The organism is Salinicola corii (genome assembly GCF_008298015.1).
Taxonomy (GTDB): Bacteria; Pseudomonadota; Gammaproteobacteria; order Pseudomonadales; family Halomonadaceae; genus Salinicola; species Salinicola corii.
On sequence record NZ_VTPX01000008.1, the window covers coordinates 45,268 to 69,400 of the forward strand.

General features: G+C 64.5%; 22 protein-coding genes. 10 read left to right on the plus strand and 12 right to left on the minus strand.

From position 1 onward, the window contains the following. Window positions 1-177: 177 nt before the first annotated feature. Entirely contained in the window at window positions 178-2,664 is a 2,487-nt protein-coding gene (locus tag F0A16_RS14185; protein WP_149436061.1) for a mechanosensitive ion channel domain-containing protein, read from the plus strand. Window positions 2,665-2,707: 43 nt separating this feature from the next. Here F0A16_RS14185 and F0A16_RS14190 read toward each other — a convergent pair whose 3' ends face one another. From F0A16_RS14190 to hemC, 5 genes are all read right to left on the minus strand, one after another. Then, a complete protein-coding gene (locus F0A16_RS14190; protein WP_149436062.1) occupies window positions 2,708-3,640 on the minus strand; it encodes an ROK family protein in 933 nt (310 codons plus the stop codon). 132 nt (window positions 3,641-3,772) lie between these two features. After that, window positions 3,773-4,996: a heme biosynthesis protein HemY gene (locus tag F0A16_RS14195; protein ID WP_149436063.1), complete on the minus strand. Its 1,224-nt coding sequence runs from the start codon at window positions 4,994-4,996 to the stop codon at window positions 3,773-3,775. After that, the gene (locus tag F0A16_RS14200) at window positions 4,993-6,567 is read right to left on the minus strand and encodes a uroporphyrinogen-III C-methyltransferase (protein ID WP_149436064.1); all 1,575 of its coding nucleotides are present in this window, start codon (window positions 6,565-6,567) and stop codon (window positions 4,993-4,995) included. The genes F0A16_RS14195 and F0A16_RS14200 overlap by 4 nt, the downstream gene beginning before the upstream one ends. A 6-nt stretch (window positions 6,568-6,573) precedes the next feature. Continuing rightward, on the minus strand, window positions 6,574-7,362 hold the full coding sequence (locus F0A16_RS14205; protein WP_149436213.1) for a uroporphyrinogen-III synthase: 789 nt from the start codon (window positions 7,360-7,362) through the stop codon (window positions 6,574-6,576). Next, a complete protein-coding gene (hemC, locus tag F0A16_RS14210) occupies window positions 7,362-8,312 on the minus strand; it encodes a hydroxymethylbilane synthase (protein WP_149436065.1) in 951 nt (316 codons plus the stop codon). The genes F0A16_RS14205 and hemC overlap by 1 nt, the downstream gene beginning before the upstream one ends. A 269-nt stretch (window positions 8,313-8,581) precedes the next feature. Between hemC and argH the strand changes: the two genes are divergently transcribed. The 7 genes from argH (at window position 8,582) to F0A16_RS14245 (ending at window position 14,799) form a co-directional block, all read left to right on the plus strand. Beyond that, entirely contained in the window at window positions 8,582-9,994 is a 1,413-nt protein-coding gene (argH, locus tag F0A16_RS14215) for an argininosuccinate lyase (protein ID WP_149436066.1), read from the plus strand. After that, window positions 9,984-10,250: an LPS translocon maturation chaperone LptM gene (lptM, locus tag F0A16_RS14220; RefSeq protein WP_149436067.1), complete on the plus strand. Its 267-nt coding sequence runs from the start codon at window positions 9,984-9,986 to the stop codon at window positions 10,248-10,250. Before argH ends, lptM begins: the two co-directional genes overlap by 11 nt. Continuing rightward, on the plus strand, window positions 10,247-11,509 hold the full coding sequence (lysA, locus tag F0A16_RS14225) for a diaminopimelate decarboxylase (RefSeq protein ID WP_149436068.1): 1,263 nt from the start codon (window positions 10,247-10,249) through the stop codon (window positions 11,507-11,509). Before lptM ends, lysA begins: the two co-directional genes overlap by 4 nt. After that, window positions 11,509-12,342 (plus strand): diaminopimelate epimerase, encoded by an 834-nt coding sequence (gene dapF / locus F0A16_RS14230; protein WP_149436069.1) that lies wholly within the window; start codon window positions 11,509-11,511, stop codon window positions 12,340-12,342. Before lysA ends, dapF begins: the two co-directional genes overlap by 1 nt. Before the next feature lie 68 nt (window positions 12,343-12,410). After that, a complete protein-coding gene (locus tag F0A16_RS14235; protein WP_149436070.1) occupies window positions 12,411-13,151 on the plus strand; it encodes a DUF484 family protein in 741 nt (246 codons plus the stop codon). Next, a complete protein-coding gene (locus tag F0A16_RS14240) occupies window positions 13,135-14,049 on the plus strand; it encodes a tyrosine recombinase XerC (protein WP_239023839.1) in 915 nt (304 codons plus the stop codon). Before F0A16_RS14235 ends, F0A16_RS14240 begins: the two co-directional genes overlap by 17 nt. Window positions 14,050-14,061: 12 nt before the next feature. Further along, a complete protein-coding gene (locus F0A16_RS14245) occupies window positions 14,062-14,799 on the plus strand; it encodes an HAD family hydrolase (RefSeq protein WP_149436072.1) in 738 nt (245 codons plus the stop codon). Window positions 14,800-15,137: 338 nt separating this feature from the next. Here the strand turns inward: F0A16_RS14245 and yihA are convergent, their stop codons facing one another. Beyond that, window positions 15,138-15,770 (minus strand): ribosome biogenesis GTP-binding protein YihA/YsxC, encoded by a 633-nt coding sequence (gene yihA / locus F0A16_RS14250; protein ID WP_149436073.1) that lies wholly within the window; start codon window positions 15,768-15,770, stop codon window positions 15,138-15,140. A 303-nt stretch (window positions 15,771-16,073) separates the two neighbouring features. Here yihA and F0A16_RS14255 point away from each other — a divergent pair, with 303 nt between their 5' ends. After that, window positions 16,074-16,712, plus strand: coding sequence for a thiol:disulfide interchange protein DsbA/DsbL (locus F0A16_RS14255; RefSeq protein ID WP_149436074.1), 639 nt, complete (start codon window positions 16,074-16,076; stop codon window positions 16,710-16,712). A 4-nt stretch (window positions 16,713-16,716) separates the two neighbouring features. After that, the gene (locus F0A16_RS14260) at window positions 16,717-17,538 is read left to right on the plus strand and encodes an endonuclease/exonuclease/phosphatase family protein (protein WP_149436075.1); all 822 of its coding nucleotides are present in this window, start codon (window positions 16,717-16,719) and stop codon (window positions 17,536-17,538) included. Between the two features lie 95 nt (window positions 17,539-17,633). Here F0A16_RS14260 and nuoN read toward each other — a convergent pair whose 3' ends face one another. From nuoN to nuoI, 6 genes are all read right to left on the minus strand, one after another. Then, window positions 17,634-19,103: an NADH-quinone oxidoreductase subunit NuoN gene (gene nuoN / locus F0A16_RS14265; protein ID WP_239023841.1), complete on the minus strand. Its 1,470-nt coding sequence runs from the start codon at window positions 19,101-19,103 to the stop codon at window positions 17,634-17,636. Then, window positions 19,100-20,626, minus strand: coding sequence for an NADH-quinone oxidoreductase subunit M (gene nuoM / locus F0A16_RS14270; protein ID WP_149436076.1), 1,527 nt, complete (start codon window positions 20,624-20,626; stop codon window positions 19,100-19,102). The genes nuoN and nuoM overlap by 4 nt, the downstream gene beginning before the upstream one ends. A 93-nt stretch (window positions 20,627-20,719) precedes the next feature. Then, the gene (gene nuoL / locus F0A16_RS14275; protein ID WP_149436077.1) at window positions 20,720-22,585 is read right to left on the minus strand and encodes an NADH-quinone oxidoreductase subunit L; all 1,866 of its coding nucleotides are present in this window, start codon (window positions 22,583-22,585) and stop codon (window positions 20,720-20,722) included. After that, a complete protein-coding gene (gene nuoK / locus F0A16_RS14280) occupies window positions 22,582-22,890 on the minus strand; it encodes an NADH-quinone oxidoreductase subunit NuoK (protein ID WP_110597770.1) in 309 nt (102 codons plus the stop codon). Before nuoK ends, nuoL begins: the two co-directional genes overlap by 4 nt. Beyond that, complete coding sequence (gene nuoJ / locus F0A16_RS14285) at window positions 22,887-23,507, minus strand: NADH-quinone oxidoreductase subunit J (RefSeq protein WP_149436078.1); 621 nt, start codon at window positions 23,505-23,507, stop codon at window positions 22,887-22,889. The genes nuoK and nuoJ overlap by 4 nt, the downstream gene beginning before the upstream one ends. 72 nt (window positions 23,508-23,579) lie before the next feature. Continuing rightward, window positions 23,580-24,128, minus strand: a complete 549-nt coding sequence (gene nuoI, locus F0A16_RS14290; protein WP_110707131.1) for an NADH-quinone oxidoreductase subunit NuoI — start codon at window positions 24,126-24,128, stop codon at window positions 23,580-23,582. Window positions 24,129-24,133 lie beyond the last annotated feature (5 nt).

Here is a 24,133-nt window from a genome sequence, read left to right on the forward strand (position 1 = left end):
GAACGTCACTGCCGAAACTCTGGAAAGCTCGATCATATCGGCTAGCCTCATCATAGAGTCGCCGTCATCCTCATGGACGCGTCAGTTTGTCCCAAACGATAAAGTGTTACCCTACCGACGATCAGGCTGGTGCAATACCGCCAGATCGATCCATCCATAAGACAAGGAGATTGGAGCTTGACAGTCCTTCGCCCCGATCGCTGGCTCAGTTGCTGGCTGTTGCTACTACTTTTGATATTCGCCGCGCCGGCACTGGCTCAGGAAAGTGGCTCCGAAGGGCAGAATGCTCAGGGTGGCCCGGCTTATTCCACGATGGCGGACCTACTCGAAGACTCGCAGTCGCGTCAGGTGCTGATCGACCAGCTGCGAGAGTTGGCCGCGCAGCAGGAATCCGGCAATACGCAGGAAAGCGACGCGCAGGAATCCGGCAAAGGCGCCGCCAGCGAGACCTCCCAGAGCAGCCAGGAATCCACGGCTTCGAGCGACAATGGCGAGAGTTCCCCTGCCACGGTCTCCTTCCCCCGTAGAATGGCGCAAATGACCAGCGATATCGCGGGTGACATCGGCGGGCAATTCACCAGCCTCGCCGCCATGATCGGCGGCTTCTTCGCCAGCGGAGACGCCGCGGCAAGTAGTGGCCCCTCATTCAGCATGAGCGACTTCCTCAGTGCGGCGATCGAGCTCGCGCTGGTCATCATCGCGACCGTTGCCGCCTTCCTGATTCTGCGCCGGATAGCGAGTCCGCTGTTCTCGAAGTTCAGCCAGTGGGCCTTGCATGATGGCGGGCGCAGCCATCTGCTGCGGGTCATCCTCGCCGTGGTACTGGCTGCCATCGTCGACGTCATCGTCGTCGTGCTTGCCTACGTAGCCGGCAATCTGGTCGCGACCTTCCTTGTCGGCGAGAGCGGCAGCCTCAATACCCGGTTCTCGCTATTCCTCAACGCCTTCCTGATGATCGAGCTGTTCAAGTGCGCGCTGCGCATTCTTTTCTCGTCGCGTCACGAGGGGTTGCGCCTGGTATCAATCGAGGCCGCACAGGCAAGGCGCTGCAACCGCTTCCTGGCAACGCTGGCAGGTTTCGTCGGCTACGGCATGCTGGTCGCGGTACCGATTCTCAATACCAATCTTTCACTCGCGTTCGGCAAGGCCGTGGGTGTATTGATCATGCTCATCGCGCTGATCTGGGCAATGGGTGTGATCCTCAAGAACCGTAACGGCGTCCGCGACATGATCATCGCCAAGGCTGATGCGGCACAGATGGCCGCCTCCCGCGTGGCACTTCGGCTGTTCGCACGGACCTGGCACATTATCGCGCTGCTCTACGCCATCATGGTGTTCGCCGTCACACTGTTGCATCCCGAGACGGCACTGCCATTCGTGTTGATCGCAACGCTCAAGACGATCATCTACGTCGGGGTCGGCATGCTGGTTTCCAGCATTCTGACCCAACTCATCGGGCGACGTATCGACCTCGGCGAGAACATGCGTACCCGCTTGCCACTGCTCGAGGCGAGGCTGAACTCCTATATCCCGACGCTGCTGAAGATCATCCGTGCCATCATCCTGATCGCCGTGGTGATGTACACGCTCGACGCCTGGAAAGCTTTCAATCTCGCCGCCTGGTACGCGAGTGACTCGGGAGCACATACCGTCGCGACGGTAATCCAGGTCATCCTGATTCTGATCATTGCCGCGATCGTCTGGATTGGTCTGGCCAGCCTGATCGAGAACTATCTCAATCCGGATACGGGTGGCGGTGCTCCCACTGCACGAGCCAAAACCTTGATGAGCCTATTCCGCAATGCTCTGGCCATCACGCTGGTCATCATGACACTGATGATCGTGCTGTCGCAGATCGGTATCAATATCGGGCCGCTCATCGCCGGTGCCGGGGTGCTGGGCCTGGCCATCGGCTTCGGCGCTCAGAAGCTGGTGCAGGACGTCATCACCGGCGTCTTCATTCAACTCGAGAACGCCATGAACACAGGCGACGTGGTCACCGTGGGTGGAGTCACCGGTACCGCCGAGCGAGTCAGCATCCGCTCGGTGGCGATCCGCGACCTGTCGGGCACCTATCATATCGTGCCGTTCTCGTCGGTCGACACGGTTTCCAACTACATGCGCGAATTCGGTAATCACGTCGGCGAGTACGGCATCGCCTATCGCGAGAACATCGACTATGCCATCGAGCAGTTGCAGGCTGCCTTCGACGAGCTCAAGGCGAGCGAAGAGCACGGTCATAAACTGCTGGCGCCAATGACGGTAGCAGGCGTCATCGCTCTGGCCGATAGCTCGGTCAATATCCGCGTGGTGATCAAGACCACGCCTGGGGATCAGTGGGGCGTCGGACGCGCATACAATCGTCTCGTCAAACTCTACTTCGACAAAGCCGGTATCGAGATTCCGTTCCCGCATACCACGCTCTACTTCGGCCAGGACCGCACCGGCTCGGCACCGCCCGCCAACCTGCGCATCATGCAGGAGGACTTCACCATCGATGGCAGCCCCGCCGGCCAGCCGAAAGCCCATGAAACCGGGACTCCTGCGGCAATCGAGGGTGAAAGCCAGTCGAAGACAACGCCGAACCAACAAGCACAAGACCGGACGCATCGGAAGCCTACCAATGACGATGTCGACGGTGGCGAGGCCGGCGATCCTCGCTGAGCCGATCCCGCTGTCTCTTCAAGGCCGCCTTCGGGCGGTCTTTTTATATTCGCTCGTTCCCGGCGCTCGCCGATACGTCGGCGCCGAGCATCGCCGCGCCACGTACACCGCTCGAGTTCCCGAAGCGAGAGCGGACGACGCCTGGCGTCTCGACACCGGGGAACAAATGCGCCGCTATCGCCGCCGGCAACGCCGTCAACAATCCATCCATGGTCGAGAGACCTCCGCCCATCACGATCACCTGCGGCGACAATAGCTTGACCACGTTGGCCAGGGCACCGCCCAGCAGGTCGAGGTGACACTCCCGCGCGCGTTGCGCCGCTTCCTCGCCCGTCCTCCAGGCCACGTGCCACTCCTCGGCGGATGACGACGCACCCCCGAAGTGACGATGCAGTCTCACCAGGCCGGGCCCGGCGATGTAGGTTTCCAGGCATCCCGACAGGCCACAGCCACAGGTCGGGCACGGCAACCCGTAGTCTCTTGCCGCGGCGGCGGGCAGCGGCAGGTGCCCCCACTCTCCGGCAAACCGGCCCCCGCCCCTGAGAAGACGGCCGTCGACGATCGCGCCGCCGCCCGCCCCGGTCCCCAGAATCGCGCCGAAGGCATGACTCGCCCCCTCTGCCGCTCCACCGGGGCCGGCTTCCGACACCACGAAACAACGGCTGTCGTTTTCGATCACGAAGGCACGATCGAGAACCGCCGCAAGCGCCGTTTTGAGCACGAACGGACGCAGTCCCGACAGATTCGCCGTGATCAGATGCCCGCGCTCATCGAGCACGCCCGGAAACCCGAGCCCCAGCGTGCCGCGCCCGTCACAGCGGCGGTCCGCCTCCCGCACCAGCGCGGTCAGCATCGACAGGAAGGCTTCGCCATCGTCCGACGGCGTCGGCTTGCGCCAGCGATCGAGACAGACCCAATCCCGGTCATAGATCGCGATCTCGGTCTTGGTGCCGCCGACATCGATACCATAGTGCATGGGACATTGTTCCTCGTGACGACTTCATTTCGATCGGTAGCCTGCCTCGAGACGTCGCCGAGGGCAATTTCCCGGTGGCCACAAAAAAGGCGCCCGCAGGCGCCGAGGAGAGCAACCGGTCGAAGGCCGAGATCAGCGCGTCATGTCGCTGGGCTGCGGCAGCGCGGGTAGCGACTTGTCCAGCAGCGTCACGCTTTGACGATAGTAGAGCTGGCTCTTGCTGTGGTCGCCAAGATTGGCGTAGAGCCTCGCCAGCTCGGCGCAAACGACGCCACTCGGACGCTGGCGCTGGCTCGCTTCGAAGTACTCCTGCGCCTTGCCCCAGTAGGCATTGCGCAGCGACAGGCGGCCCAGCGTCAGCAACAGATCGGGATCGTTGGGCCGCTCTTGAAGCCACTTCTCGGCGTATACCAACTGGCGCGCCGCATCGACGTTGAGCAGACCGTAGCGCAGCACCAGACGGGTGTCCCAATGCTCCTTGAGCGAATTACGCAGCAGGCGTTCGGCGTCGCCCTCTTCCCCCCCCTTGATCAACGCTTCGGCGTAAAGCCCGACCAGTTCGACATCGCCGCGCAGATTGTCCGGCATGTCGGCCCACAACGAGCGAACGCGCGGCAAGTTGTCCTCCTGTTGCGCAGCCTGCACCAGCAGCTCGCGATAGACCCGCTGGTCGAGTGCCCGACGCTCGTCTTCGGTAATCAGACGGTGCTTGTCGAGACGCGGCAGCAGACGACGCATGCCGTCCCAGTCGTTGACGCTGAGATAGGCCTGCTTGAGCAGCTTGAGTACCTGGGGATGTTCCGGCAGTTGCTGTTCCAGGCGCGTCAACGTCGCCAACGCTTCTTCGAACTGCTGACGATCCAGCATCAACTGCGCCTGCACCAGACCGACCGCCGTATCCGCACCCTCGGTGCTGTGATGGGCGCGCTTGAGCAGAACGTCCGCCTGCTCATAGCGCCCCTGGTAATGCGCCGCCAGCGCCGCGGAGAGATAGTTGACCAGCGGCGTGCCGGAATCGTCGGCCGCCTTGGTGAGTGACTTCTCGGCACGCTTCCAGCGACCTTCCGCCAGAGCCACCAACCCGCGGACGGTGCGCTTCATCGCGGTACGGTGGCGGGTACGGCTGTTCCATACCTTGAGCCGGCTCACGGGACGACGCAGCCGCGTCAGGGCCCGTAGCAGGAAATGCAGCACCAGAAAGGCCGCCAGCAACAGGACGCAGCCGAACCAGAACGAGGTCTGGACGGAAGTGTCACCGACACGAATGAACCAGTAGCCCGGCAGCGATTGCATCAACTGCCCGAACAGAGCGCCGACCGCCAGACCGAAGACGATCAGCAGGATCAGCTTCCTCATGCGCCCTCTCCCTGTGCCGACCCTTGGTTCGCGCTACCGCTTCGCGAACCGCTGCCCTGCGAACCTTGCTGGTTCCCGCTGCCGTTGTCGAAGCGTTGCTCGATGAAGCGCTTGAGCAGCTGCGAGGATTCGCTGATGTCCGGCAGGTCCGGGCGCACATCGTTGTCACGCAGGCTTTTCAGCTTGTCGATCGACTTGGCCACACCGTCGTTGTCGGTGGCGTAATAGCCCTCGACCAGTTCCGTCGCCTTGCCGAGGCTGGCCTGATAGAGCTCGGGCTCGGACTTCAGCAGTGCCAGTTGCGCCTGCTCCAGCAGCAACCGCACGTTCTGGCGCAGATAGGACTCCTGTTGTGGCGTGATCAAGGCCTCCAGCGGCTGATCATGTCGTCGCACGGTCACCAGATCCTTGAGTTCGCGACCCAGCGTTGCCAGTTGCTGGCGCCATCCGCCGGTCGGCTGGGCATCGCCCTTGCCGGCCGCGATCTCTTCGATATCCTGTTTGAGCGGCAGTCGCGCCAGCTGCTCCTGCTGCGCCATCAGCGCCAGGTAAAGGCCGGTGCGATCGATGACCGACACCGAATCGAGCGATGCCAGTTCGGACTGGATGGCGCGACGAATCGGTACCAGTGCCGGGTTGTCCGCCTCCCGAAGCCGGTCGTCTGCCGCCTTCAACAGCGCCTTGGCGCCCTTGACGTCACGTTCGAGCTGAAGCCGCTGATTGGCCAGACGCAGCAGATATTCGGCCTCGGCATGCAGCCACTCGCGCGGGTCGGCCTGCTGCTGCTGGGCCAGCTCCTTGAGCACCTTGTCCAGCGTATTGTCGAGATTCTGGCGATACTGATCGAACTCGCCACGCATCATCTTCAGGTTCTGCTGGCGACTCTGATCGAGCTCGCCGACTTTCGATTCGAGTTGATCGAGAGTGGTACTATTGGTGCCGATTTGACTCAACTGCGCCTGCTGTGCCTGCAGTTTCTGCCATCCCCGGTAGCCGACGAATGCCACGACGATCGCCAGCAGAATCACCAGTATCAGGGCCAGCAGACCCAACTTGCCGCCAGTGCCGCGCTTGCCGCCACCCGAGGTCGCACCACTGCCCGCTGGTGGCTGACCGTCACCCGAGGACGTTTTGCCAGCGTGACCGGAGTTACCGTTCGCGGGTTTGGGCTGCGCGGCGGCGCCGGATGTCGGCGGCGGGGTAGCGCTCGACGCCGAGGCTCCGGCTTCCCGCCCAGACCCCGCCTTGGACTTGCCCGCCGATTGCGACTTGCCGTCGGTATCCCTCTTGCCGGTCACATCGGTCGAAGACGAGTCGCTCACGGTTCCCGGCTTGCCGGTCGCACCGTCGGCGGAGACTGGCTGAGCGACATAGGGCTTGATCGGATCGGTCGAACCGGCCTTGCCTGGCGAACCGGCGGATGATGGCGTCCGGTCATTGCCCGTGTTGGATGCCTCGGACGACGTCGCCTTCGAATCCTGCCCGGTCGACTTGGGCTGGCCGTCCGATGTCTGCTCGCCATCGGAAGCCGGTGCCGACTGCGGTTGCTGATCTTTGCTCTGCTTGCTCATCTATCGCTAGCCTTTTTCGTGATCACCCTGATCGAAGGTGGCGCTCCGTGGATCGAGCACCGCGCGAATCTCTGCGTCCAATGCCGCGGGAGAGGCGCTCGACGCCATGTGAGGCGAGCCGAACCCTAACGTCCCCGCCAGTGTAGCCAACCGCGGACTCGAGACGATTAGCGGTTGGTTCAACGCAACCGGGCCACACCACGTGACCAAATGTTGCAATATTTCTCCGCTGGTCACCACCAGCGCGGCGAAATCACCGTGCTTGAGCCATTCTGTCGCGAGCGGCGAGGGCGTCCGGTAACGGCGCCGATAGAGCGCCAGGACCTCGATATTCGCTCCCCGCTCTCGCAGGCGTTCCAGCAGGAGCTCGCGACCTGACTCGCCACGAGCCAGCAGCATGCGCTTGCCGGCCACCGCCCTGAGCGACGCCACTTCCAGCAGCGCTTCGCTGTGTTCGCCGCTCGTGCGCGAGGGAATGACCGCCGGCACACCCAATTCCGTGTGAAGCTTCTCCGCAGTGGCTTCGCCGACGGCATAGAAACGCAGCCGCTGCGGCAACTGCGGCCAGTATGACGCAATGGCCTCGGCAAGACACGTCGCCGCCTGCGGGCTGACCACGATGACACCGTGGAATCGATCGAGATCGAGCAACGCTGCACGACCGACGTCCGACAGCGCCACGGGTTCGAAGCGCAGGACATCGAGCGCAGCCGTGACGAAGCCGCTCTCTTCCAGCGTCCGCGCCAGTACCTCGCCACGCTCCCCGGGGCGCGTCAGCAGTACGCGGCCTGACATCACTCGCTGCCAGCGCCTCCGTAGACCTCGGCGAGGATCTCGCCGGCCCCCTGGGCCAGCAGATCCTCCGCCACCCGAATGCCCAGCGACTCGGGTTCCATGGCCGATCCCCGGCCCTCGGCGCGCAGTACGGTCGAACCGTCCGGATGGCCAACCAGCCCGCGCAGCCATAGCGTATCGCCATCGCTCTCGAGCACGGCGTAGCCGCCGATCGGCACCTGGCAGCCGCCATCCAGGCGCGTATTGAGCGCCCGCTCGGCGCGCACCCGGGTTGCCGTCGCGGCGTGGTCCAGCGGCGCCAGCAGGGAGACCAGGTCCGCATCGTCATGGCGACACTCGATGCCCAGCGCCCCTTGGCCACAGGCTGGCAGGCTCTCTTCCGGGGTGAGCTCCGCGGTGATCCGGTCGGCGAGTTGGAGCCGCTCCAGCCCGGCCGTGGCAAGGATGATCGCCTCGAAATCGCCTGCGTCGAGCTTGCCCAGGCGGGTCTGGACGTTGCCCCGCAGCGAGAGTACTTCGAGATCCGGCCGGCGCGCGCTGACCTGCAGGCCGCGGCGCAGGCTGGAAGTGCCCACACGCGCCCCCTCGGGCAGCCCATCGACGCCGGCATAGTGGTTGGAGACGAAAGCATCGGTGGGCGCCCCGCTCTCCAGGATCACCGAGAGCCCCAGCCCCTCGGGGAACTGCATCGGCACGTCTTTCATCGAGTGCACGGCCAGATCCGCCCGACCATCGAGCATCGCCTCCTCGAGTTCCTTGACGAACAGCGCCTTGCCACCGACCTTGGCCAACGGCGTGTCGAGGATCTGGTCACCCCGCGTGGACAGCGGCACCAGTTCGATACTCAGGTGCGGATGATGATGTTCGAGCAGCGCCTTGACATGTTCGGCCTGCCATAGCGCCAGAGCGCTCCTGCGGGTTGCGATTCTCAATCTGTTAGCGTCGGGCACGCCGTTCTCCGGGTCGGATGGACGCCCCAAAACGCCAGGGCATGCGCTTCGGGCTTCGTCATCAAGTGGGTGTTCGTCTGCGCGAACCTCAGGATCCCATGATAAAGCAGTCGCCGACCGAGTAAAAACCGGGCAGCGCGCAGCGCGACAGGCCGTGCATCCCGCTTTTCGACCGCGAGTTTCAGCGTCCTATGCCGACGCGGTCTCTGATACACTCGGATAATCGTTTCGCAGTTTTCACCCGCAGACCACGCAGAGCTCGATTTTCGATGACGCAGGCAACCAACCAATCCTGGGGCGGACGTTTCAGCGAACCCACCGATGCATTCGTCGCCGCCTTCACCGCTTCGATCCCGTTCGACAAGCGTCTCTATCATCACGATATTCGCGGTTCGATCGCCCACGCCACCATGCTGGCCCGGGTCGGCGTGCTGACCGACGACGAGCGGGACCTCATCGTCGATGGCCTCAATGCCATAGAGACGGAGATCGAGCGCGGCGACATCGAATGGTCGATCGCGCTCGAAGACATCCACATGAACATCGAAGCGCGGCTGACCGACAAGATAGGCATCACCGGCAAGAAACTGCATACCGGGCGCTCGCGCAACGACCAGATCGCCACCGATATCCGGCTCTATCTGCGCGACGAGATCGATGCCGTGGCCGCCGAGCTCTCGCGCCTGCGCAGTGGCCTGATCGAGCTGGCCGACCGCGAAGCGGACACCATCATGCCCGGCTTCACCCACCTGCAGACCGCCCAGCCGGTGACCTTCGGCCACCACCTGCTGGCGTGGCAGGAGATGCTGACGCGGGATCACGAGCGCCTGCTCGACTGCCGCAAGCGAGTCAACGTGCTGCCGCTGGGCGCCGCGGCGCTGGCTGGTACGACCTACCCCATCGATCGTCATGTCACCGCCGAGTTGCTGGGCTTCGAGCGCCCGTCGGAAAACTCGCTGGACACGGTCAGCGATCGCGACTTCGCCATCGAATTCACCGCTTTTGCCAGCATTCTGCTGATGCACCTGTCGCGCATGAGTGAAGAGATGGTGCTGTGGGCCAGCGCCCAGTTCGATTTCGTCGATCTGCCGGACCGTTTCTGCACCGGCTCCTCGATCATGCCGCAGAAGAAGAACCCGGACGTGCCCGAGCTGGTACGCGGCAAGACCGGTCGTGTCTATGGCCACCTGATGAGCCTGCTGACACTGATGAAGTCACAGCCGCTGGCCTACAACAAGGACAATCAGGAGGACAAGGAGCCGCTGTTCGACACGCTCGACACGGTCAAGGGTTGTCTGCGGGCTTTCGCCGACATGGCGCCGGCGCTGGTAGCCAAGCCGGACAACATGCTCGAAGCGGCGCGCCGGGGCTTCTCGACCGCCACCGATCTCGCCGACTATCTGGTCAGGGCCGGTGTCGCGTTTCGCGATGCCCACGAGATCGTCGGCAAGGCGGTCGCCTACGGTATCGAGCAGGGCAAGGACCTATCCGAGATGTCGCTCGACGAGCTCAAGCGGTTCTCAGACGTGATCGGTGGGGACGTTTTCGAGGTGCTGACGCTGGAAGGCTCGGTCGCCGCTCGCAACCATATCGGCGGAACCGCGCCCGATCAGGTTCGCGCCGCCGCCCAGCGTGCACGCGATGCCCTCGCCACGCTGCAGGAGCGCCGTCATGTCGCGTAACGCACTTATCATCGCCTTGGCCGCGATGCTGCTGGCGCTGGCCGGTTGCGGTCAGAAAGGCCCCCTCTACCTGCCCGGCGATAGCGAGGCTTCGAAGACCTACGATCCGCAAGGGGATTACGAACAGTCGCAGCCAGCCTCCTCGAAGCAGACGCCTGGAGAAAGCCGCTCCGACGCGCAGCGTCGCCAGCCGGCAGCGCCTGAGGCAAGCCCGGCGCCGGCAGCCACCTCGCCGACCGCCGAGGAGCTGCCGTGACGTCCGACGCTTTCCCCGTCCACGATGGCGTGCTGCACGCCGAAGGCATCGCGCTGGATCAGTTGGCCGAGCAGTATGGCACGCCTTGCTACGTCTACTCCCGCGCCGCCCTGACCCGACATTTCCGCGCTTACAGCGATGCCCTCGGCGACATGCCGCATCTGGTCTGCTACGCGCTCAAGGCCAACTCCAACCTGGCCGTGCTCGATGTGCTCGCCCGCCTCGGTGCCGGCTTCGACATCGTCTCGGTCGGCGAGCTGGAGCGGGTGCTGGCGGCCGGCGGCGATCCGGCCAAGGTCGTCTTTTCCGGTGTCGCCAAGCAGGCCGACGAGATGGCGCGCGCCCTGGAAGTCGGCATCAAGTGCTTCAACGTCGAGTCGCGTCCGGAACTCGAGCGCCTCGATCGTGTCGCCACCGAGCACGGCCAGGTTGCGAACATCTCGATTCGGGTCAATCCGGACGTCGATGCCAAGACCCATCCCTACATTTCAACCGGGCTCAAGGCCAACAAGTTCGGCGTGGCAGCGGAAGAGGTGTTCGATCTCTACGCCTGGGCCGCCGCACGGCCGAACCTCAAGGTCATGGGGCTCGATTGTCATATCGGCTCGCAGTTGACCGAGCTCTCGCCGTATCTCGATGCGCTGGATCGCCTGCTCGCATTGATCGACCGGCTCGCCGGCCACGGTATCGTGATCGAGCACCTGGACATCGGTGGCGGCCTGGGCGTCACCTACCAGGATGAACATCCGCCGGCGGCTGGCGATTTCGTTCACGCGGTGCGCGAGCGCCTGCGAGGCCGTGAACTGACCCTGCTGCTCGAGCCAGGCCGCTCCATCGCCGCCAACGCTGGCGTGATGCTGACGCGAGTCGAGTACCTCAAGCCCGGCGAGACCAAGAACTTCGCCATCGTGGATGCCGGCATGAACGATCTGATCCGGCCGTCGCTGTACCAGGCATGGCAACGCATCGAACGCGTCGATGCGCGGCCGTCGCGGCAATCCGCCGTCTACGACGTGGTCGGTCCGATCTGCGAGAGCGGCGACTTTCTCGGCCAGGAGCGCGAGTTGGCAATCGCCGAGGGGGATCTGCTCGCGGTGCGTTCGGCCGGTGCCTACGGTTTCGCCATGGCATCCAACTACAACAGCCGTGGCCGCCCCGCCGAAGTCCTCGTCGACGGCGACCGAAGCCATCTGGTACGCCGTCGCGAGAGCCTCGACTCGCTGTGGGCGCTGGAGTCACGGCTGCCGGGGGGGAGCTGATGCTGCTGAACTTCACCAAGATGCATGGCCTGGGCAACGACTTCATGGTGGTGGACCTGATCACCCAGCGCGCCTACCTGCGGGACGACCAGATCCGCCAGCTGGCCGACCGCCATTTCGGCATCGGTTTCGATCAGTTGCTGCTGGTGGAACCGCCGCGCAAGCCGGACATGGATTTCCGCTACCGGATCTTCAACGCCGACGGCGGCGAGGTGGAGAACTGCGGCAACGGTGCACGCTGCTTCGCCCGCTTCGTCATCGACCAGCGCCTGACCCACAAGCGCGAGTTCCAGGCCGAGACCCTGGGCGGGCCGCTGTCGCTGAAAGTCGATGACGACGGCCGGGTGCGGGTCGACATGGGCACCCCCCACTTCGCACCGGCGGACGTACCGTTCGTCGCCGATCGCGACGAGGCGTCGCACCATCTCGATATCGACGGCCGGACCGTCACCTTCAGCGTCGCCTCGATGGGCAACCCGCATGCGGTGATCGAGGTCGAGGAGGTCAATAGCGCTCCGGTCGAGACGCTCGGCCCGGCGCTGCAGCGCCACCCGAGCTTCCCGCGTCAGGTCAACGTCGGCTTCATGCAGATCGAGTCACCCCACGCCATCCGCCTGCGCGTCTACGAGCGCGGCGTCGGCGAAACACTGGCCTGCGGCACCGGCGCCTGCGCGGCGGTGGCCTGCGGCATTCGCCGGGGCGTGCTGCAAAGCCCCGTCGACGTGGAACTTCGCGGCGGTCGCTTGACACTCGAGTGGAAAGGCGGCGAAACGCCTATCGTCATGACCGGCCCCGCCGAACGCGTCTTCGAAGGGCGCATAGCCTTGAACTAGCAAATTCTAACAAAAAGATACGACGGGCAGGCTGCTGCCTCGTCAGGGATTCACAGGAGAACCAACGCATGTCACGCGCCCAGGTCCCCAAGCCTCGCCAGACACTGGATCCCGATCGGGTCGCCGAATGGCTGGCACAACATACCGACTTTTTCGTCGGCCGAGAGGGGCTGCTACAGCAACTCAAGGTACCGCACCCGCATATCCCAGGCGCCGTATCACTACTGGAGCGGTTGGTGCACGACCTGCGCCACCGGGCCGAGGACGCGGAGTGGCGGCTCGAGAACCTGCTCGAATCGGCACGCTACAACGAGGCGCAGTATCGCCGTACCCGCGAGCTGGTACTGGGCCTGATCGAAGCCGAGAACGCCGATGCCCTGGCCGAAGCGCTGTCGACGCAGCTGGCCGAACGCTTCCGTACCCAGGGCATCGGCCTGTGGCTCGAAGCGCCACCGGCCTGCCACGCCATGCCCCGGGATACCACCACCTGGCAGCCACCGCGGTTCGAATTGACTGACAGCGCGCGTCAGCGTCTGGAACTGCTGCTCAACGAACAGACCAGCCGCTGCACCACTCTCAACCGGGAGGACTGGGAGGCCTTGCTTCCGCACTGCAGCGCCCCGCCGGAATCCGGCTCCTGCGCCATCACCCGGCTGACACAGGGAGAGTCGTTGGGCTTCCTGCTGCTGGCCAGTCACGATGGAGAGCACTTCCGGGCCACCCTGGATACGCTGTTCACGGAGTATCTGGGCGAGGTGGTCAGCCGATTGTTGCGGCGTGCCGAGGTCCCCCGTGCAGGCCGCGCTTGACGCCTTTCTGAAGCGACTGGCGCAGCGCGCCAGCCCGGCGACAGTGGATGCCTATCGGCGCGATATCGGCGGTCTGATCGGCTATCTCGAAACACAGGACGTGTACGCCTGGCGCGAGCTCGACGTCACGTTGCTACGGCGCTATCTGGCCCATGAGCGTACCCGTGGCATGGCGCCGAGGACCCTGGCGAGGCGACGCGCCGCGCTGTCCCGCTTCGCCGATGAGTTGGTCAGGCGTGGCGAGCTGGATCACAACCCGGTCCAACTGACTCAGGCGCCCCGTCAGCCGCGCCACCTGCCAAGTCCGGTGGACGTCGACCTGCTCGGCCGGTTTCTGGATACGCCGCACGACGGCGACCCGCTCGAAGTGCGCGACCAGGCAATGCTGGAGCTGTTCTACTCCTGCGGCCTGCGCCTGGCCGAACTGGCGGCGCTCGATCTCGCCAGCCTCGACGAGCGCCACGTTCGGGTCGTGGGCAAGGGCGGCAAGCCGCGCCAGGTACCGCTGGGCCAACGCGCCGGGCAAGCCATCCAGACTTGGCTCGGGTTTCGCAGCGCACTGGCGGGAGAGGGCGAGACCGCGCTATTCGTCGCCCAGCACGGTGGTCGCCTGGGTCATCGTTCGATCCAGGTCCGCTTGGCTGACACCGCCCGCAAGCGCGGCCTGCCGGAACACCTCCATCCGCATCGGCTGCGCCACTCGTTCGCCAGCCACCTGCTGGAGTCCAGCCAGGATCTGCGGGCGGTCCAGGAACTGCTGGGCCACGCCAATCTCTCGACGACGCAGATCTACACCCGCCTGGACTGGCAGCAGCTCGCCGAGGTCTACGACCAGGCCCATCCCCGGGCACGGCGCAGGCCGGCTTCCTCCTCGGACGAGAGTTCAGACAACCGCTAGGGATCACTCGCCATGCCGCTTGACGCCATCACCTTCGACCTCGACGACACGCTGTGGCACAACGGCCCGGTCATGGCCCATGCCGAGCCGACCCATTATCGATGGCTCGCCGAACAGATCGACACCCACCGTGGCCCCACCGCGACGCCGCTGGCCGAAGCCTTCCCGCTGGAAGCCTACCAGTCCCTGCGCGCATCGCTGATGCAGCGCTATCCGCTGAGCCGCGGCGACCACAGCTGGATTCGCGAACGTGCCATGTATGAGTTGCTGATCGAGCATGGTCTGTCGACCGAGGACGCGCAGCGCTGGGCGAGAGCTGGATTTGAATACAATATGGAGTTGCGTCACGCCATCACACCCTATGAGGAAGTCGTTCCGATGTTCGAGACCTGGGCGAGGCGCTATCGGTTGGGTGTAATCACCAACGGTAACGCAGACGTGCGCCGGTTGGGTCTAGGGCATCATTTCGACGTGATCATTCTGGCTGGTGAGATGCATGCTCCCAAGCCCGACTCGCGTCCGTTCCTGACCGCCGTCGCCCGGCTCGGCACGCAGCCCTATCGCGCCCTGCACGTCGGCGACAACTGGGAGGAGGACGTGATGGCGGCCCAGCGTCTCGGCATGCATGCGGTGTGGATCGACGCCAAGGACGAGGGCGAACGCGAACTGCCGCCACGGGTGTACCGCGTGACGCACGTACGCGAGCTGCCGGAGATCGTCGCTAAACTGGATGGCGGCACGCCGCCGTAATGGATTCCCGCCACCGTGCCAATCGGATGGCTTATTCTCGTCTCACCAGATCATGACAAACCTTGAATCGGCCACCATTCGACGCCTGTTCAGGGCGGCGCTACGCGCGGAATCGATGAGCCGGGTCTTGCATCATGGATGATGCAAGAGGCGCGTTGGGCAGGATGCCCTTTCGCGCCGGCCTGAGCTCAGCGATGGCGCGCGAAGGGTTTCGCCGCCCTGGGCGTCAAAAAGGGGAGCGCGAGGGGCCTGCCCCTCGCATCAACGAGCAAAAGGGTGGCCAGTGCTCGGTCAGTGGTAAGCGGGAAACTCAAATGAGTCGCTAACCCGAGGGAACTTCAACGGGCCAACCACCGATCCATCACGGAATAAGCCTGATCCAGCCCCTGGCGCTTGAGCGCGGAGAACAGCTGCACGCTGACCAGATCTTCCCATTCGGCCAGACGCTGCTTGACCTGCTGCAGCGAGGCCTTGGCCGGCCCCTGTTTCAGCTTGTCGGACTTGGTCAACAGGATGTGAACCGGCAGTTCGCGGTCGTCGGCCATTTCGAGCAGTTGGATGTCGAAGTCGCTGAGTGGATGGCGCACGTCCATCAGCAGGATCAGGCCGGCCAGCGAGCGGCGGCGATGCAGATAATCGGCAAGATGGGCCTGCCACTCCTTTTTCATCGCTTCCGGCACCTTGGCGTACCCGTAACCCGGCAGGTCGACCAGTCTGAGCTGCTCGTCGTTCTGCAGGGTGAAGAAGTTGATCAGTTGGGTGCGGCCGGGCGTCTTCGAGGTGCGCGCCAGCGCCCGCTGCTGGGTCAGTGCGTTGATCGCGCTGGACTTGCCGGCGTTGGAACGACCGGCGAAAGCGATCTCCACACCGCGATCCGACGGGCATTTGGCCAGCGTCGGCGCGCTGATCAGGAAAGTCGCGGTCTGGTAATTGCGGCGCTCGGGCGTGGCGGTCATGGTGGGCTCGATCATCTTGAGACGGTGGCGCCGCGCAGTGTATCACGCGTGCCGGCCATCGGATGAGCGCCAAGGCCGGGCCTCCGGCAACGCGGTCGACCTCCCCGCGCCCGACAACGGCCTGGGTGCCCTACGCTTTTCCGGCCATTTCTGTCAGGCTAAGGGAAAGCGGTCGGTAGCAGGCTAGCGAGGGAACCTCGCGGCCCCTCGCGGCTCCAATAGCCGTGGCGTACCATCGACCGAGGCGCCGTCGCCTGGCGGTGATTTCCTCGACATCCGTTTCACAACAACTTTATCGACCTTCAGGAGCAGTAACGCATGATCAAGTCTTTCGTGGCGCTATTGGCCGGGCTGACGTTCTCGGGCGCGGTGATGGCGGCGGACATCGTCGAGGGCCAGGACTATCAGGTCGTCGACGAGCCGATGAAAACCGAGGTGCCGGCGGACCAGATCGAAGTCACCGAAGTGTTCTGGTACGGCTGTCCGCACTGCTATGCCCTGGAAAAGCCGCTCAACGAGTGGGTTGCCCAATTGCCTGACGACGTCACCTTCGATCGCATGGCAGCCCCGCTGGGTCGGGTCTGGGAACAGCATGCCATCGCTTTCTACGCAGCCCGGCAGCTGGGCATCGAGCACGAGATGCGCCAGGACTTCATGGACGCCATCCACAAGCAGGGCAAGCGGCTGACCGACAAGGAGGACATCGCCGAATTCTTCACCCACTATGGCGTCAGCAAGGATGAAGCCCTCGAGGCGCTCGACTCCTTCGGCGTCAAGAGCGAGATCCAGCAGGCTTCGGCCAAGATGCGTGGCTACCAGCTGATGGGCGTACCGGATTTGATCGTCGATGGCCGCTATGTGGTCACGCCCGACTCCGCCGGCTCACTGGAAAACATGCCGAAGATTGCCAGCGCCTTGATCGAGAAAGTCCGCGAGGAACGCACCGAGAGCGAGTGACGCCATGTCTCTAGCCGTCTCGACACCCGCCAGCGAGATCGCGTCGACGTTGAAACTGCTGACCTGCAACCTGCAGGTCGGCATCCATACCTCGGCCTATCATCACTACTTCACCCGGAGCTGGCAGCACCTGCTGCCCCACCCCAAGCGCAGCTCGCGGCTGGATATCGTCGCCAGCACCCTGTCGGCCTACGATATCGTCGGCCTACAGGAGGTCGATGGGGGCAGTTTTCGATCCAATCATGTCAATCAGGTCGAGTATCTCGCCCATCGCTCGGCGTTCGATTTTCATTTTCAGCAGCTCAACCGCAACCTCGGTCGCGTCGCCCAGCACAGCAACGGGCTGCTATCGCGCCTGACGCCCAACCAGGTGGATGAACACCGCCTGCCCGGCATGCGCGGGCGCGGCGCGATTCACGCCCGCTACGGCGAAGGGCCGGATGCGCTGCACGTCTTCGTCGCACACCTGGCACTCAGCCAGCGCGGGCGCTGGCGTCAGCTCGACTACCTGGGCGAGATCGTCGAGCCGCTGCACCATGTGGTGGTCATGGGCGATCTCAACTGCACGCCGGAACAACTGCTGGCGCACCCCCGGTTCTGCAAGGCCCTGGATCTCAACCCGCTCAAGCCGCAGCTCAGCTACCCGGCCTGGCAGCCCCGCCGCGCGCTGGACCATATCCTGCTCTCCGCGTCGCTGAAGGCCGAGCAGCCGCGCGTGCTGGAGGCGATGTTCTCGGATCATCTCCCCATCGCCGTGGACATCCATCTGCCAGTCAGTTGTCGTCGCAGCATCGGCCTCGCCAGCGATCGTGGCACCGACACCTGACCCGGGATGGCGGGATGGTGGAATAGCAAGAAAAAGCGCCCTGTCGCGGGCGCTTTTTCGTACGGTGATGCAGGACGCTCGACGGCTGGCGGCCGTCACCCCGCGACCCAATTGACCCAATTGATCATCGGGGTCGGGTAGAGTCCCAGCAGGATCACCAGTGTGGCGACGCCCAGCACCACCATGCCGCCGGCGCGCTCGGCCCAGTCGTGGGTCGCGTCGCGGCGCTGCATGCCGGGCTCGTGCAGGAACAGGGTCACCATCACCCGCAGGTAGTAGTAGAGCCCGATGGCACTGCCGACCACCACGCTGCCCACCAGCCACCAGCGGTGCGCCTCGACACCGACGGCGATGATATAGAACTTGCCGATGAAGCCGGCCGTGAACGGGATCCCCGCCAGCGATAGCATCGACACCGTCATCACCGCGGTGAGATAGGGCCGACGCCAGAACAGGCCCCGATAATGGTGCAGCGGGCTCGCATCCGCCGTACCGCCGGTGGCGACGTAGGGGCTGGAGACCAGGGTGACGACGCCGAAGGCGCCGAGCGTGGTGAGGACATAGGTGACCAGGTAGATGCCGACGGTCTCGACCGCCAGGCCCTGGTTGACCACCAGCGCCACCAGCAGATAGCCGAAATGGGCGATCGACGAATAGCCCAGCAGGCGCTTGAGATCGTTCTGGGTCAGCGCCAGCAGGTTACCCACCAGCATGGTGATCACGGCGATGAAGCCGAGCAGGTCGTGCCACCAGTTCTCGTGGAAGGCCAGCGTCGACTGGAACAGCCGCAGCAGCACCAGGAACACCGCCACCTTGCTGGCGGTAGCCAGAAACGTCGTCGCCGGCCCGGGGCCACCCTGATAGACGTCCGGGGTCCACAAGTGAAAGGGCACGATGGAGAGCTTGAACGCCAGCCCCACCAATAGCAGGCCGGCCCCGGCCAGCAGCCAGGGGTCGCTGCCACGAGTCGAGAGCGCCGCCCCCAGCTCGGCGAAGTCCAGCGTGCCGGTCACCGCGTAGAGCAGCGCCATGCCGAACAGCAGGAACGCCGTCGCCGCCGCCGACAGCACCATGTACTTGATGCCGCTCTCCAGCGCGCCGCGGTCCCGGAAGGTATAGGCAAGCATCCCGAACAGCGGCATCGACAACAGCTCGATACCGAAGAACAGTGTCGTCATGTGACGCGCCGAGACCAGCACCAGGCCACCCGCGGCGGCGCTCGTCAGCAGCAGGTAGAACTCGTCCCGCGGCCCCTCGTAGCCTTCCAGATAGTGGTGAGCCAGGGTGACGCAGGCCAGCGTCGACATCAGCACCAGCACGCCGCCGAAGCGGGAGAGATCGTCGACCACCAGTACCGAAGTGACGTCCACCGTGCCCAGCGTCCAGCCGAACAGCAGCGCCAGCAGCGCCGCGTTGAGACCGACGGCGGTGAGAATGGCGCTCAAGGTGTGATTGCGCTTCCAGGCGATCGAGAGCATCACCACGATCACGGTCAGGCAGACCAGGATCAGCGGGGATATGGCGAGCAGGGCCATCATGGCACCTTGATTGACGACATCGCTCATTGGGCACCTCCCGTCATCGCTGCGGCTTGCTGAACGCTCTGCTGTACCACCTGCATGGCGCTGGCAGAGGTATCCAGCAGCGGTTGGGGGTAGATACCGAAGAACACCACCAGCGCGACGATGCCAAACAGCAGTATCGTCTCGCGCCGGTCGAGGCCGGCCAGCGGCGTCTCCTCCGCCGGCGGCCCGTAGTAGACCCGTTGCATGATGAACAGCGAGTAGACGGCGGCCAGGATCAGGCCGGCGCTGGCGATGACCACGATCCAGGGCGCCACGCCGAAGGCACCGAACATCACCATGAACTCACCGACGAAATTGGCGGTACCGGGCAGCCCCAGCGAGGCCGCCACGAACACCAGTGCGAAGCCCGGCAGGCCGCGGATACGCCCCCACAGGCCGCCCATCTGGCGCATGTCGCGGGTGTGCAGTCGCTCGTAGAGCTGTCCGGAGAGGATGAACAGCCCGGCGGCGGAGAACGCGTGCGCCACCATCAGCGCCACCACGCCCTGCAGCGCCAGTTCGGTACCGGCATAGATACCGATCAAGACGAAGCCCATGTGCGAGATACTGGTATAGGCGATCAGCCGTTTCAGGTCCTGCTGGCCGCAGGCCAGGATCGCCCCGTAGAAGATACCGATCAGGCCCAGCGTCATCGCCACCGGCGCGAAGGCCTGGGAGGCTTCCGGAAACAGCGGCAGCGCGAAGCGCAGCATGCCGTAGGCCGCCGTCTTGAGCAGAATGCCGGCGAGGTCGACGCTACCGGCGGTGGGCGCCTGGGCGTGGGCATCCGGCAGCCAGCCGTGCAGCGGCACCACCGGCAACTTGACCGCGAAGGCGACGAAGAAGCCGAGCATCAACCACCAGGCCGTGGTCTCCGACAGCGGCGTGTTCAACAGATCCGCGTAGGCGAAGGTGTATTCGCCAGTCGCCCCGTGATGGGCGAACACCAGACCCAGGATGGCGATCAGCATCAAAAGGCCACTGGCCTGGGTGTAGATGAAGAACTTGGTCGCGGCACCGATGCGCGAACTGCCCTGGGAGCCGCTGTGCCCCCACAGCGCGATCAGGAAGTACATCGGCACCAGCATCATTTCCCAGAACAGGAAGAACAGGAACAGGTCGATGGCGAGAAAGACCCCGACCACCCCGCCCAGGATCCACAGCAGGTTGAGGTGGAAGAATCCGACCCGACGCACGATCTCCTTCCAGGAACAGACCACCGCCATGGCACCGAGCAGGCCGGTCAACGCGATCATCAGCAGCGACAGGCCGTCGATCGCCAGATGCAGCTGAATGCCGAAGCGCGGGATCCAGTCCGCCTGCCACTCCAGCGTCCAGGCGCTGGCGGCGCCCTCCGCCGGCAGCTGAAAGTCGCTGCTGACCCAGAGCCCCAGCACCATCAGCAATTCCAGCAGCATGGTGCCCAGTGCGATCCAGCGAGGCGCCTGGTCGCCAAAGCGTTCCGCCTGCCAGCACAGCAGGCCGCCAATGAAGGGGATCAGTATCAGCCAGACCAGAGTCATGAATCAGCCATCCGCGATAGAGTGAATTCCGTTGGCGCCCGAACAAGGGTCGTCGGGGCCTCGACGCCGCTTACCGTATCTGCGCTCATCCCGTCAGCCCACCAGCAGGAAGACGAGCAGCAGCGTCGCCCCCAGCACCATCGATACGGCGTAGTGACGCATCAGGCCCGTCTGCGTCGTTCGCAGCCCCTGATGAGAAGCCCGTGCCAGCCACGGCAGGATATTGCACAGCGAGTTGATCCAGTCGCCCCGGTTGACCCTGACCACGCCCTGGTAGGGACGCACGAACAGCCAGTCGTAGAGCGTGTCGAAACCCCAGGCGTTGTGCCAGAACGTCCACAGCCGGGCGCCGCGCGGGTCCGCCATGCCACGGCGAATCAGATCGCGCCGGCGCTTGAACAGCCAACCCGCGAACAGCACGCCACCGACGGCCACGATCATGGCGGTGAATTCGAGGATATGGACCGCCATGCCCTCGGCGACCGGACCGGGCGGTAGCACTTCGTCCAGCGGCGGGGTCAACTGCGCGCCGACGGCCGTCGACATCACGATCAGCACCACCAGCGGCGTGCCATGCACCAGCCCCTTGCCGGCATGGGCGCTGCGGGCGTTGTCGCTCTTGGGCTTACCGTGGAAGGTGCCGAGAATCAGCCGCACGGTATAGATCGAGGTCAGCAGCGCGCCGAACAGCCCGGCGAGCATCAGCACGCCATGACCGGAAGCGAGTGCCGAGACCAGGATGGCGTCCTTGCTGTAGAAACCCGCCGTGACCAGTGGCAGTGCGGCCAGCGCCGCCCCGCCGACGATGAAACCCGCGTAGGTCAGCGGCAGCTTGCGCCACAGCCCGCCAAGACGGCGCATGTCCTGTTCGTGATGGGTACAGATGATCACCGAACCGGCGGAGAGGAACAGCAGCGCCTTGAAGAAGGCGTGGATCATCAGGTGGAAGATTGCCGCATCGAACGCGCCGACGCCCAGCGCCAGGAACATGTAGCCGATCTGGCTCATGGTCGAGTAGGCCAGCACTCGCTTGATGTCAGTCTGCGCCAGCGCTGCGAAGCCTGCCACCAGCAGCGTCAGCGCACCGACCACACCGACCAGCAGAAGGACGTCCGGTGCCATCAGGAAGATGCCGTTCATCCGTGCGATCAGGTAGACACCCGCCGTGACCATGGTCGCCGCGTGAATCAGTGCCGACACCGGCGTGGGGCCGGCCATGGCGTCCGCCAGCCAGGTATGCAGCGGCAGCTGCGCCGACTTGCCCACCGCGCCACCGAGCAGCATCAGCGCCGTGAGCTGCGGCATCAATCCGCCCTGGCTCCAAATCTCGGGCGCCCGCGCCAGCAGAGTCTGCAGATTGAGCGACCCCAGTTGGTCGTAGAGCAGGAACATGCCAATGGCGAGGAAGACATCGCCGGTGCGGGTAATGATGAACGCCTTGAACGCCGCCCAGCCGTTGGCGGGGGTGCGATAGTAGTAACCGATCAGCAGGTAGCTGCAGAGACCCACTCCTTCCCAGCCGAAGTAGAGCAGCAGCAGATTGTCCCCCAGCACTAGCAGGATCATGCTGAATACGAACAGGTTCATGTGGCAGAAGAAGCGGGTCACGCCGTCCTCGCCACGCATGTACCAGGCCGCGAACAGATGGATGAAGAAACCGACGCCGGTAATCACGCCGAGCAGGGTCAGCGATAGGCCATCCAGCATCAGCCCCACGGTCGGCCGGAAATCGCCCACCGTGACCCAGTGCCACAGGGTCAAGGTCTGGGCCGACTTGCCCTGGTCGTAGAACTCGATCCCGACCCACAGAGTACACAGCGCCGCCAGGCCGATGGAGGCCACCCCGATGGTGGCGCTGGCCCGTTCGGAGAGACGCCCGAACGACAGCGCCAGGATCAGCGAACCCAATAGCGGAAAGACAAACGTGAGTATCAGCAAGACATCGTGAAAAGTAGTCATCCGCGCAACCTGCTAGCCGCATCGATATCGAGAGTCTTGAAGCGGCGGTAGAGCTGCATCAGCAGCGCCAGCCCCACGCTCGCCTCGGCCGCTGCCAGGGTGATGATCATCAGGAACATGACCTGACCGTCGGCCTGCTGCCAGTGGGTGCCACCGACAATGAACGCCAGCCCGGCGGCGTTCATCATGATCTCCAGACTCATCAACACGAACAGCATGTTGCGCCGCGTCATCAGCCCCGCCAGCCCCAGTACGAACAGGATCGCCGCCAGCCACAGGCCATGCTCCACCGGAATGCCCGTCATGCCTTGCCCTCCTGCGTATCGCGACTCTCCTCGCGGGTGTGGATCGATGTCTCGCCTGACGCCACGGCGGAAGCCTGTTCGTTCAGCTCGCGCTGGCGCTCGCGGGCGAGATCGGCTTCATCGTGCGCTTCACTGCGACCCAGGTGAGACGCCGCCACCAACGCCGCCAGCAGCAGCATCGCCGCCAGTTCGACGATGACCAGGTAGGGTCCGAACAGCGACATGCCCACCATCTTGGCCGTCAACGTCTCGCCGCTGATACTGCCGTCGTAGTCGCCGCTGGCCAGCGTCACGACCATCACGATCAACAGCACCGCCGTCAGTATCGCCGGACCCATCCACGCCCTGGGCTGGAGCCAGGCCCGCTCCTGTTCCACCGCCGACTCGCCGAGGTTGAGCATCATCACCACGAACACGAACAGCACCATGATCGCACCGGCGTAGACAATGATCTCCAGCGCACCGGCAAACGGTGCGCCGAGGGCGAAGAACACCATCGCCACCGCGATCAGCGACACGATCAGATACAGCAGCGCGTGGACCGGATGGGTGCCGGTCACCACGCGAAGGGTGGCGAGAATCGCGACCAGGCCACTCAAGTAAAACGCGATTTGCATGCTTCTCTCTCCCCCAGCAAACGGCTCCTGGCCGCTACCGCCTTCTCGACGATACCGGCTGACGTTTCCCACTCACGGCATCAGCGACTTGACGTCGATCGGCTCGGCCTCGTTCTGCGCCTCGCCCTTGTCCTTGCCGGCAATCGACAGGCCGGCCACGCGATAGAAGTTGGTGTTGTGATCCTTGCCCGGGCCATCGATCAGCAGGTCCTGCTTCTCGTAGACGAGCTCCTGGCGTCGGAATTCGCTCATCTCGAAATCCGGCGTCAACTGGATCGCCGAGGTCGGGCACGCCTCCTCGCACATCCCGCAGAAAATACAGCGCGAGAAATTGATGCGGAAGAACTCCGGATACCAGCGGCCATCCTCCTTCTCCCCCTTCTGCAACGAGATGCACGCCACCGGACAGGCCACGGCGCACAGGTTGCAGGCAACGCAGCGCTCCTCGCCGTCCGGGTCGCGGGTCAGCACGATGCGGCCGCGATAGCGCGGCGGCAGGTAGACCTGCTCTTCCGGGTACTGCAGCGTCTCGCGCTTGCGCCAGGCGTGCGAAAACACCATCCACAGCGTGCGCAGTTGCGTGCCGGTGCCGGATACGATCTTCCGGATCTGACTCAGCATGGTCG